The organism is Pseudomonas kielensis, assembly GCF_014236655.1.
Classification (GTDB): Bacteria; Pseudomonadota; Gammaproteobacteria; order Pseudomonadales; family Pseudomonadaceae; genus Aquipseudomonas; species Aquipseudomonas kielensis.
In genome coordinates this window covers 1-11,399 of sequence record NZ_JACMYG010000025.1, presented here as the reverse complement: position 1 = coordinate 11,399, position 11,399 = coordinate 1, and the positions used below count along the sequence as shown (strand labels likewise).

The following is an 11,399-nucleotide window of genomic DNA, read 5'->3' as shown; positions in this document are numbered from 1 at the left end:
TCAGCCCCATGACAAGGCGATTGAGCGCGGCATTGGCACTTTTCACCACCCTGCTGCTGGCAGGCTGTGGCTACGACTACGGCACCGATCAGTTGGGCCAAAAGGTGGCCTCGGAGCGCCTGGACGGCAAATGGTTGGTGCTCAACTACTGGGCTGAGTGGTGTGGTCCCTGCCGGACCGAAATCCCTGAGCTCAATGCCTTGGCCGAACAGCTCAAGAGTCAGAAGATCAATGTGTTCGGGGTCAACTTCGACAACGTGCAGGGCGAGGAACTCAAGAGCGCCAGCAACAAACTGGGCATCAGCTTTACCGTCCTGGCCCAGGATCCGGCCGAGCGTTTTGAGCTGCCACGCAGCGAAGCGCTGCCGGTGACCTACATCATCGACGACAAGGGCAAGGTGCGTGAACAATTGATGGGCGAGCAGACGGCAGCAGGGCTGATGGCCAAGCTGCAAGCGTTGCAAGCGAAGAACTGAAGCGACGCCTGGTATCAGTTGATCGTTCCCGCAGGGCGCGGGAACGATCATCGGCCGGTCAGCCCTCTTCCGGCCACCAGCGCAGGGGCTTGCCGGTGGCGGGCCAGAAGCGCACTTGCTCGATGGGCGAGATGTCCCAGCGTTGCACGGTTTCCAGCGCCTGCAGGAAGCGTCTTTCCTGCTCCATCAGGGCCGGTGCACACAGCTTGCGGGTGCTGCCGACTTTACCGAAGCTCAGTTGGTTGCCGTCCAGGGTGTAGGGGGCGAACCAATGGTTGCAGCCACCGTTGCCGTAGGCCCGACCGTCTTCACCCAGGGTGAGCGTCAGGTGGCTGTTGTCGATCAGCGGACGCTCACCAATCCACTCCAGGACGTAGCTGCGCTCCTGTTGCAGTTTCATTGGCTGGGCTGCGCAGCCCAACAGGCCCGCAGTCGCCATCCCCGCCAGCACAAGGTGTTTCATCACGCGGGCTCCTGGCATTTCGGGCACAGGTGCTTCTCGCCGGCGGTGGTCCAGCCCAGTTCGGCGATCCGCGCGGTGGCGGCCGGCTTTTCGGCCTTGATACCCAGCGAGGTGTCGACTGCAAACTCGAACTTGAGCTCTTTGGCGCAGCTGTCGCAGTTGACCTGCCAGCTGTGGATCGCCAGCTCGCCGAACACCGGACCGCTGGCCATGGCAACCCACTGGCCCATCGGCTTGAGCAGGTGACGCACGTTTTCGACGGTCAGGCGCATGGACAAGTCCTTGCTGCCCTTGAGGGTGACCAGCAACACGTCGGCGTTGCGAATCGAGCCACCGTTGCCGGTGACTTGATAACGCCCCGGCGCGAGGGTGCGGCATTCGATCAGGGTGTGTTGCGGGTTCATCAGGCTGTAGCGGAAATCGTGTTCGACCATGGGTCCTCCAAATATGGCCGATATGCTAGCACGCGAAACCCTCGCCCATGGCCCGTGGATGTGACCTTCGATCAGCCCACCTCAGCCTTCGACGCGGTTTTGCGGGGTGCCTGCCGCCCACTCGGCAATGTTCTGCAAGGTAGTCGCGGCAATGGCCGCCAGGGCCTCGCGGGTCAGGAATGCCTGGTGGGCGGTGACGATCACGTTGGGAAAGGTCAACAGCCGCGCCAGGACGTCGTCCTGCAATGGCAGGTCGGAGCGGTCTTCGAAGAACAGTTGGGCTTCTTCTTCATAGACGTCCAGCCCCAGGTAGCCCAGTTGGCCGCTTTTCAGGGCTTCGATCAGCGCCGGGGTGTCCACCAGGGCGCCGCGCCCAGTGTTGATCAACATGGCCCCGGGTTGCAGGTGCGCCAGCGACTGGCTGTTGATCAGGTGCTTGCTGTCGGCGGTCAATGGGCAGTGCAGGCTGATGATTTGCGCTTCGGCGAGTAATTCGGCCAGGGGCAGGTAGCGTGCGCCGAGGGCCTGCACCTCAGGGTTGGGGTAGGGATCGTAGGCCAGCAACTGGCAGCCGAAGCCGGCCATGATTTTGGCGAACGTGGCGCCGATCTGTCCGGTACCGACTACCCCCACGGTCTTGCCATACAGGTCAAAGCCGGTCAGGCCATGCAGGGTGAAGTCGCCTTCGCGGGTGCGGTTGTAGGCGCGGTGCAGGCGCCGGTTGAGGGCCAGGATCAGCGCCACGGCATGTTCGGCCACCGCATGGGGCGAGTAGGCCGGCACGCGGACCACGCTCAGGCCCAGGCGCTTGGCGGCCGCCAGGTCGACGTGGTTGTAGCCGGCCGAGCGCAGGGCGATCAAGCGAGTGCCGCCAGCCGCCAGGTGCTCCAGCACCGGCGCGCTGAGGTCGTCATTGATAAAGGCGCAGACCACCTCGAACCGCTCGGCCAGGGCCACGGTGTCCAGGCTCAGGCGGGCCGCCTGGAAGTGCAGCTCGATACTGGCCTCGGTCGGCGCGGCGAGAAAGCTGTCGCGGTCGTAGGTCTGGCTGCTGAAGAGAATGGTGCGCATGCGGTCCTCCTGGAATCGACGGATGTAGCAGCTGCCGCAGGCTGCGTTCGGCGGCACAGCCGTCGTAAGTCCGGCACACGCGGTCTGCCTGACAAACCGCGGCGTCTGAATTCACGACGGCGCCGCCGCCGAACGCAGGCTTTGCCAGCTGCTACAGGTGAGCGTTGAGTTTAATGCCTGGTGCGCCCGGCGCCATTGCCCTGGATCAGGCGCCGATCCGGGCCTCCAGGGCCAGACGGTTGATCGCGCGCTCCAGCTCTTCCAGCGCCGCTTGGGCCTTGGGGTCTTGCTGCTTGAGCAGGGTTTCACTGCGCTGGCAGGCCGCCCGCAGTTGCGGGACTCCGCAATAACGCGTGGCGCCGTGCAAGCGGTGGACGCGCTCGATCAAGGCATTGTGGTCATGGCTATGGCGGGCAGCACGGATTGCCTCGCGGTCAGCCGCAAGCGATGCCAGCAGCATGGCCAGCATGTCCGCGGCCAGGTCAGCCTTGCCGGCGGCCAGGCGCAGGCCCTCATCCGGGTCGAGCACCAGCAGGTCGCTGGTGCTGCCATAGGTGTCGGCGCGCTCCGGCGCATGGTTGCGCAGCGCCAGTCCCGTCCACTTCAATACCACCTGCGCCAGTTGGCGCTCACTGATGGGTTTGGTCAGGTAATCGTCCATGCCGCTTTGCAGCAGCGCGCGTTTTTCATTGGCCATGGCGTGCGCCGTGAGGGCGACAATCGGCAACGGCGTGCAATGCCGTTCACTTTCCCACTGGCGAATGGTTTCGGTGCTCTGACGCCCGTCCATGCCAGGCATCTGTACATCCATCAGCACCAGGTCGAAGGTTTCGGTCTGCACCGCCTTGATCGCCGCGTAACCACTTTCCACCGCCAGAACCTTGGCCCCCATGTCTTCGAGCAGGGTCTGTACCAGCAACAGGTTGGCCGGGTTGTCGTCCACGCAGAGCACTTTGGGTGGACGGCTGGACAGCGGCTCGCCAGGTTCGCTGCGCACCTGGCGTGGAGTGACCAGGTCAGACAAGGCTCGGCGCAACTTGCGGGTGCAGGCCGGCTTGGCCTGCAACTGGCTGTGGGGGTTGGGCACCGAGAGGTGGAACAGCGTCTGTTCGGTGGTCGGGCACAGCACCAATACCTTGCAGCCCAGGTGTTCGAGGTCCCAGATATGCTGGTTGAGCCGCTCCGGGGGCATGTCGTTGGAGGTGATGCCCAGGACCGCCAGGTCGATCGCCTGCTCGGTCTGGTGCGCCAGGGTGACGCCGTTGGCCAGGCTTTCCAGGGTGTTGAACGGGGTGACTTCCAGGCCGCAGTCCTGCAATTGGTGCTGCAAGGCCTGGCGCGCCAGCTCGTGGTTTTCCAGGACCGCGACGCGTCGCCCCAGCAGTGGCGCGGCAGGCAGGTCTTCGATGTCATCACGGGTCTTGGGCAGGCTCAGGCTGATCCAGAACTCCGAGCCTTCGCCCGGGGTGCTGTCGACTCCGATCTCGCCCCCCATCTGTTCGATCAGCCGCTTGGAGATCACCAGCCCCAGTCCGGTGCCGCCGGGCTGCCGGGACAAGGAGTTGTCGGCCTGGCTGAAGGCCTGGAACAGGGCGCGGACATCCTGGTTGGACAGGCCGATGCCGGTGTCCTGAATGCTGATGCGCAGTTGCACGCTGTCTTCGAATTCATCTTCGAGCATGGCGCGGGCGACGATGGTGCCTTCGCGGGTGAACTTGATGGCGTTGCTCACCAGGTTGGTCAGGATCTGCTTGAGGCGCAGCGGATCCCCCACCAGCGACAGCGGCGTGTCGCGGTACACCAGGCTCACCAGTTCCAGCTGCTTGGCGTGAGCGGCGGGGGCGAGGATGGTCAGGGTGTCCTGCAGCAGGTCACGCAGGTTGAACGGAATACTGTCGAGCACCAGCTTGCCGGCCTCGATTTTCGAGAAGTCGAGAATCTCGTTGATGATCCCCAGCAGGCTGTCGGCGGACTTTTCGATGGTCCCCAGGTAATCGAGCTGGCGTGGGGTAAGTTCGCTCTTTTGCAGCAGGTGGGTAAAGCCGAGGATGCCGTTGAGCGGGGTGCGGATCTCGTGGCTCATGTTGGCGAGGAATTCGGACTTGATCCGGCTCGCTTCCAGGGCTTCCTTGCGCGCCAGGTCCAGCTCGATGTTCTGGATCTCGATGGTCTCCAGGTTCTGGCGCACGTCTTCGGTGGCCTGATCAATGCTGTGCTGCAATTCTTCCTGGGCATTTTGCAGGGTGCTGGCCATGCGATTGATGCCCGAGGCCAATTCATCCAGTTCCTGGCTGCCCAAGAGGGGCAGGCGGGTTTCCAGGTGGCCGTCCTTGAGTTGGGCCACGGCCTGCTTGATGCTGTTGAGCGGGTTGTTGATGGTGCGACCCATGCGCAGGGCGAGCAGGGCGGTGCAGATCAGCCCGCCGACGATCAGCATCAGGCTGGCGAACAGGCTGCGATAACCGCGCAGCAACATACCGTTGTGGGACAGCTCCAGTTCGACCCAGCCCAGCAGGCGCTCGGCTTCATCGGGGATCACTTCGCCGGCCAGGTTGCGGTGCTTGCCGAACACCGGCAGCAGGTAACGGGTGGCATCGCTGCCGGAGCGGCGCAGCAGGTGCGAGCTGTCGCCGGTCGGCGCCGGGTTGAGCATCAAGGGGCCGGCGTGCGCCACCAGGCTGCGGTCGGGGGCCAGGAACGACACGGCGCGCACATCCTGCTGTTCCAGCGATTGGGTGGCGATACGCTCCAGCAGGTCTTCGTTCTGATGGCCCATGGCCGGCGCCACCAGGGGGGCCAGTTGTTCGGCGATCATTTCACCGCGCTTGAGCAGTTGGGTCTGCAGGTCGGATTGCTGCATCCAGGTGAAATAACCACCCAGGACCAGGGCCATCAGGCTGGTCGGCAGCAAGGTCAGCAGGAGCACGCGACCCTTGATCCCCATTTTCTTCAGCACGCCACTCTCCTGCTCTCACGTCGTTCATCGATCACCGATGCGCCCATCTGGCACGCAATACCTGCGCAGTGTAGCGATTTGCAGGCAGGCCATCTCGGCAAATTGCCCGGCACCGCCTGCGGCTTCGTGGCGTCGGGCAGCCTCGCGGGTTGCTCATGACCGGGCAATCTTGAATAATCACTGATTGAGAATTACTTGCAGAAGCTAATGACTCCCGTACCTGTTGGCGCTCCCCGGATCCTGGCGATAGAAGACGACCTTGTGCTCGGTGCCTATGTGCATGAGCACCTGGGACGTTGTGGTTTCCAGGTCACCTGGTGCCAGAATGGCAAGGAAGGGCTGGCGCTGGCCCGTGCCCAGGCCTTCGACGTGGTGTTGATGGACATCCTGTTGCCGGGCATGGACGGCCTGGCGGTACTGACCGACCTGCGCACCAGCGACTCGACGCCCGTGCTGCTGATGTCGGCGCTGGGTGCGGAAGCGGATCGCATCAGCGGTTTTCGCCTGGGGGCCGACGATTACCTGCCCAAGCCATTCAGCATGGCCGAATTGCGGGTGCGCATTGAAGCCATCCTGCGGCGGGTGGCCCTGGACCGCCGCCACGTGCCACCGACGCTCAACACTGAAGCCCACAGCCTGCGGTTCGACGACGAGCTGTGCGATGTGCATTTTGGCCAGCAGTGGGCTGGCCTGACCCGCAGCGAGTACCGGCTGCTGGAGACCTTGAACCGCAATGGCGACGAAGTCCTGAGCAAGGCCTTCCTTTACCAGCACGTATTGCAACGCGGCTACGCGCCCCACGACCGCAGCCTGGACATGCACATCAGCCAGATCCGGCGCAAGCTCAAGGCCATTGGCTACAGCGAGCGCGAAGTGCGCACCGTGTGGGGCAAAGGTTACGTCTTGAGCGCCGTCGATGAAGTGGTCTGACGTTCCCGGCAAACAGTCGCTGTTCTGGAAACTGGCGTGTCTGTTGGTTGCCTTCTGCCTGCTGATGATCTGGTTGAGCTGGTCCTGGGGCCGCTACATGGAAAAGCAGGACCAGTTCCTGTCCCCCGAGGCCCGGGCCACCCTGATGAGCTACGCCGCCGAGGCCGAGCAGGCCTGGCAGCAGGGCCAGCACGCGGGCGTCGACGCCTGGCTGCTGGCCATGGGGCAGCGCGAGAAAGGCTGGGTGGGGGTCATCAGCAATGAACTGCAGTCCTTGGGCAGCCATGAACTGACCGACCCGCAAATCCAGCGCCTGACGTTCTTGCGCGACATGGAATGGCCGATCCACAGCAAACGCCTGCCCGGGCTGCGCATTCCTTTTCCACAGGATCCGAGCGTCGGCAGCCTGGTGCTCGAATTGCCCGAGCGCTTCATGCCCGGGCGCTACCAGGTGTTCTGGCGGGTGATCACCAACGGGGTGATTCCCGGGCTGTTCACCTTGCTCCTGTGCGTGGGCCTGTACCGCTTGCTGGTGGTGCCACTGAACAACCTGCGCGAGCAGGCCAACGCCTGGCGCGCGGACCAGTTGGGTGTGCGCCTGTCGAGCCAGACCACCAACCGCAAGGATGAGCTGGGTGAACTGGGGCGCGCCTTCGATCACATGTCCGAACGCCTGCAAAGTACGGTGGCGCTGCAACAGCAGTTGTTGCGTGACCTGTCCCACGAGCTGCGCACCCCGCTGAGTCGCCTGCGGGTGGCCAGCGAAAGCGAGCAGGACCTGGCGCAACTGCGCGAACGCATCGGCCGTGAAGTCGATGGCATGCAGCGCCTGGTCGAAGACACCCTGCAACTGGCCTGGCTCGACACCGAGCGTGCGCCCCTGCCGGACGAGGCAATCCAGGTGCAGGCCCTGTGGGAAATGCTCACGGAAAACGCCTGCTACGAAAGCGCCTGGCCCAGCACCCAGCTGCAATGTGCGGTGGATGCCGAGTGTTGGGTGCGCGGCAACCTCAACACCTTGGCCCAGGCCCTGGAAAACATCCTGCGCAACGCCATCCGCCATTCGCCCCAGGGCGCCAGCGTGCGTCTCGACGGCCGTCGCGACGGCGAGTTCTGGCACCTGTGGCTGGAGGACCAGGGCGGCGGGGTGGCGGAAGCCGACCTGGAGCGGATTTTCCTGCCCTTCACCCGCCTCGATGGCTCGCGCCCCGGCAATGGCGGTTTCGGGCTGGGCTTGAGCATTGCCAGGAATGCCGTGCAACGCCAGGGCGGGCAGCTGTGGGCGCAGAACACCGGAGTGGGATTACGCCTGCACCTGCGCTTGCTGGCTCATGCGCCGGCCCCTTGATGGGGCATGGGGGCGGTGCTTATAGCTATCAGCCATAAGCACCGTACTTTGCGTGATATGGCCCGCGCACGTTTGCCGGTATGATGGGCGCCCCCGCAGTCTGGATTGCGAATACGCCATGACCTTGCAGTACCCCACTATCGCCGATTGCGTCGGCAACACCCCGTTGGTCCGTTTGCAACGCCTGCCTGGCGAGACCAGCAATACCCTGCTGCTCAAGCTCGAGGGCAATAACCCGGCGGGTTCGGTCAAGGACCGTCCGGCGTTGTCGATGATCACCCGTGCCGAACTGCGCGGGCAGATCCATGCCGGCGACACCCTGATCGAGGCGACCTCCGGCAACACCGGGATCGCCCTGGCCATGGCGGCGGCGATCAAGGGCTACAAGATGATCCTGATCATGCCCGACAACTCCAGCGCCGAGCGCAAGGCCGCCATGACGGCCTACGGTGCCGAGCTAATCCTGGTCAGCCAGGAAGAGGGCATGGAAGGCGCCCGTGACCTGGCCCAGCGCATGGAGGCCGAAGGCCGTGGCAAGGTGCTGGACCAGTTCGCCAACGGTGACAACCCCGAGGCGCACTACACCACCACCGGTCCGGAAATCTGGCGCCAGACCCAGGGCACCATTACCCACTTTGTCAGTTCCATGGGCACCACCGGGACCATCATGGGCGTTTCGCGCTACTTGAAAGAGCAGAGCGCCAGCGTGCAGATCGTCGGTTTGCAACCGATGGAAGGCTCGGCGATTCCGGGCATCCGGCGCTGGCCCCAGGAATACCTGCCGAAGATCTACCAGGCCGAGCGCGTCGATCGGATCGTCGACATGGCCCAGAGCGAAGCCGAAGACGTGACCCGTCGATTGGCCCGCGAGGAAGGCATCTTCTGTGGCGTGTCCTCGGGTGGTGCGGTGGCGGCGATGTTGCGGTTGTCGCGGGAAGTCGAAAATGCGGTGATCGTCGCGATCATCTGCGACCGGGGCGACCGTTACTTGTCGACCGGCATTTTTGATGCGCCCAACTGATGGCCAAGCAACAGAGAGGCCTGCGTTTCCAGCCCACGGGCGGCAGCAAGGCCCCGCAAATCCCGACCGGTAAAAAGCAGCGCTTGAGCATCGAGCGCTTGGCCAACGACGGTCGCGGCATCGCGTTTTTCGAAGGGCGCACCTGGTTCGTCCTCGGCGCCCTGGCTGGCGAAGAGGTCGAGGCACGGGTTCTTGGCGCCCACGGCAAAGTGGTCGAGGCCCGCACCGAACGGGTGTTTGTCGCCAATGACCTGCGCCGTCCCGCCCCCTGTGCCCACGCCGGGCGCTGCGGTGGCTGCAGCGTGCAGCATCTGCCCCATAACGAACAACTGGCCCTGAAACAGCGCATGCTCGCCGAGCAGTTGTCGAAGGTGGCAGGCGTCGAGCCTGAAGAGTGGGCCGCGCCGTTGAGCGGGCCGGAATTTGCCTACCGGCGTCGCGCCCGAGTGGCGGTGCGCTGGGATCTCAAGGCGAAGAAGCTCGAAGTCGGGTTCCGCGCCGCGGGTAGCCAGGACATCGTCGGCATCGATGATTGCCCGGTGCTGGTACAACCCTTGCAGCCGATCATGAGTCGTTTGCCCGAGATGCTTCGCCGCTTGAGCAAGCCCCAGGCCCTGGGGCATGTCGAATTGTTTGCCGGTTCTTCGCTGGCTGTGTTGTTGCGGCATATGGCACCGCTGTCCGAAGCCGACCTGAATATCCTCAAGCAATTCTGCGCCTTTCATGACGCCCAGTTGTGGCTGCATGGCGAAGGCGAGCCACAACCGGTGGATGCCGGCCAGGCGCTGGGCTATCGACTGGAGCGCTGGAACCTGGAGCTGGCGTACCGGCCGGGAGACTTTGTCCAGGTCAATGCCGCGGTCAACGAAGCGATGGTGGCCCAGGCCCTGGACTGGCTGCAACCGACGGCTGAGGAGCGCGTGCTGGATCTGTTCTGCGGCCTGGGCAACTTTGCCTTGCCGCTGGCCCAGCAGGTGCGCGAAGTGGTGGCCGTGGAAGGCGTGCAGACCATGGTCGAGCGCGCTGCTGCCAATGCTGCTAGCAACAATCTGCATAACGCCAGGTTTTTTCAGGCCGATTTATCCCAGCCTTTGGCTGATGCCAAATGGGCCGAGGAACGCTTTTGTGCGGTACTCTTGGACCCACCGCGTGATGGTGCTTTCGAGGTGGTGCGCACACTCGCCTCGCTCGGCGCCAAGCGCCTGGTATACGTGTCGTGCAACCCGGCAACGCTGGCGCGCGACACGGTCGAATTGATCAAACAGGGCTACCGGTTAAAACGTGCCGGGATCCTCGATATGTTTCCTCAGACGGCACATGTCGAGGCCATGGCGTTATTTGAAGCGAGCTAGGATGCTCGTCTGGTCCGACTGGACCGCCCATGCCGCCCTCGCAGCAGCCCAGCGAGGGCGCATGGGCAACGAAGGTCAGCGATTTGACGCATTGAATCTGCGTCGTAGGGAAGGTAAGCAAGATGGTACAGGTGAGAGCACACCAGCCGATCAACACCGACGGCAGTATCAATCTCGAGGCTTGGCTCGATCATGCGGTCAGTGTCGATCCGGCACTGGATCGCGAAGCCTTGAAAGAAGCCTGCGAGTTCGCTCGCCAGGCCGAACAGCAAGACAATGCGGCGAAGAATCTGTGGTCCGAAGGTACGTCGAGTTTTCGTACCGGGCTTGAGATCGCGGAAATTCTCGCCGACCTCAAGCTCGACCAGGACTCCCTGGTCGCGGCGATCCTTTACCGTGGCGTGCGCGAAGGCCAGATCCAGTTGCCCAACGTCAGCCAGCGCTTTGGCCCGGTGGTCGGCAAGCTGATCGACGGCGTGCTGCGCATGGCGGCCATCAGCGCCAGCCTGAGCCCGCGCCAGTCTATGGTGCTGGGCACCCAGGGCCAGGTGGAAAACCTGCGCAAGATGCTGGTGGCCATGGTCGATGACGTCCGTGTGGCCCTGATCAAGCTCGCCGAGCGTACCTGCGCGATCCGCGCGGTGAAAACCGCCGACGACGAAAAGCGCAACCGGGTCGCCCGGGAAGTGTTCGATATCTACGCACCGCTGGCGCATCGCCTGGGCATCGGTCATATCAAGTGGGAGCTGGAGGACCTGTCCTTCCGTTACCTGGAGCCGGACCAGTACAAGCAGATTGCCAAGTTGCTGCATGAGCGGCGCCTCGACCGCGAGCGCTTCATCAGCGACGTGATGAACCAGTTGCAGAGCGAGTTGCAGGCCACCGGTGTCGATGCCGACATCAGCGGCCGGGCCAAGCACATCTATTCGATCTGGCGCAAAATGCAGCGCAAGGGTCTGGAATTCAGCCAGATCTACGACGTGCGCGCGGTGCGCGTGCTGGTGCCGGAAATGCGCGACTGCTACACCGCGCTGGGCATCGTCCACACGCTGTGGCGGCACATTCCCAAGGAATTCGACGACTACATCGCCAACCCCAAGGAGAACGGCTACCGCTCGCTGCATACCGCGGTGATCGGTCCCGAGGGCAAGGTGCTGGAAGTGCAGATCCGCACCCACGCCATGCACGAAGAGGCCGAGTTGGGGGTCTGTGCGCACTGGAAGTACAAAGGTACCGACGTCAAGTCCGGTTCCAACCACTACGAAGAGAAAATCTCCTGGTTGCGCCAGGTGCTCGAGTGGCACGAGGAACTGGGGGATATCGGTGGCCTGGCCGAACAGTTGCGGGT

10 protein-coding genes are annotated in these 11,399 nt (G+C 63.7%); 6 read left to right on the top strand and 4 right to left on the bottom strand.

Annotated elements, in window-relative coordinates:
- The first annotated feature begins 8 nt into the window (after positions 1-8).
- Entirely contained in the window at positions 9-476 is a 468-nt protein-coding gene (locus H7995_RS20560) for a TlpA family protein disulfide reductase (RefSeq protein ID WP_166589122.1), read from the top strand.
- 58 nt (positions 477-534) lie between these two features.
- Here H7995_RS20560 and H7995_RS20555 read toward each other — a convergent pair whose 3' ends face one another.
- From H7995_RS20555 to H7995_RS20540, 4 genes are all read right to left on the bottom strand, one after another.
- Positions 535-939 carry an META domain-containing protein gene (locus tag H7995_RS20555; protein ID WP_166589121.1) on the bottom strand — a complete coding sequence of 135 codons (405 nt, stop codon included), beginning with the start codon at positions 937-939 and terminating at the stop codon, positions 535-537.
- On the bottom strand, positions 939-1,373 hold the full coding sequence (locus H7995_RS20550) for a hypothetical protein (RefSeq protein ID WP_166589120.1): 435 nt from the start codon (positions 1,371-1,373) through the stop codon (positions 939-941). Before H7995_RS20550 ends, H7995_RS20555 begins: the two co-directional genes overlap by 1 nt.
- 81 nt (positions 1,374-1,454) lie before the next feature.
- Positions 1,455-2,444 (bottom strand): 2-hydroxyacid dehydrogenase, encoded by a 990-nt coding sequence (locus H7995_RS20545; RefSeq protein ID WP_166589119.1) that lies wholly within the window; start codon positions 2,442-2,444, stop codon positions 1,455-1,457.
- Between the two features lie 205 nt (positions 2,445-2,649).
- On the bottom strand, positions 2,650-5,400 hold the full coding sequence (locus H7995_RS20540; protein WP_185818784.1) for a response regulator: 2,751 nt from the start codon (positions 5,398-5,400) through the stop codon (positions 2,650-2,652).
- Between the two features lie 207 nt (positions 5,401-5,607).
- Here H7995_RS20540 and H7995_RS20535 point away from each other — a divergent pair, with 207 nt between their 5' ends.
- The 5 genes from H7995_RS20535 to H7995_RS20515 form a co-directional block, all read left to right on the top strand.
- Positions 5,608-6,330 (top strand): response regulator transcription factor, encoded by a 723-nt coding sequence (locus H7995_RS20535; RefSeq protein WP_166589117.1) that lies wholly within the window; start codon positions 5,608-5,610, stop codon positions 6,328-6,330.
- The gene (locus H7995_RS20530; RefSeq protein WP_166589116.1) at positions 6,317-7,678 is read left to right on the top strand and encodes a sensor histidine kinase; all 1,362 of its coding nucleotides are present in this window, start codon (positions 6,317-6,319) and stop codon (positions 7,676-7,678) included. The genes H7995_RS20535 and H7995_RS20530 overlap by 14 nt, the downstream gene beginning before the upstream one ends.
- Before the next feature lie 118 nt (positions 7,679-7,796).
- Complete coding sequence (gene cysM, locus H7995_RS20525; protein ID WP_166589115.1) at positions 7,797-8,699, top strand: cysteine synthase CysM; 903 nt, start codon at positions 7,797-7,799, stop codon at positions 8,697-8,699.
- On the top strand, positions 8,699-10,051 hold the full coding sequence (rlmD, locus tag H7995_RS20520) for a 23S rRNA (uracil(1939)-C(5))-methyltransferase RlmD (RefSeq protein ID WP_185818783.1): 1,353 nt from the start codon (positions 8,699-8,701) through the stop codon (positions 10,049-10,051). The genes cysM and rlmD overlap by 1 nt, the downstream gene beginning before the upstream one ends.
- 122 nt (positions 10,052-10,173) lie before the next feature.
- Positions 10,174-11,399 (top strand): RelA/SpoT family protein (locus H7995_RS20515; RefSeq protein ID WP_185818782.1); only part of this gene is annotated, 1,226 nt, incomplete at its 3' end.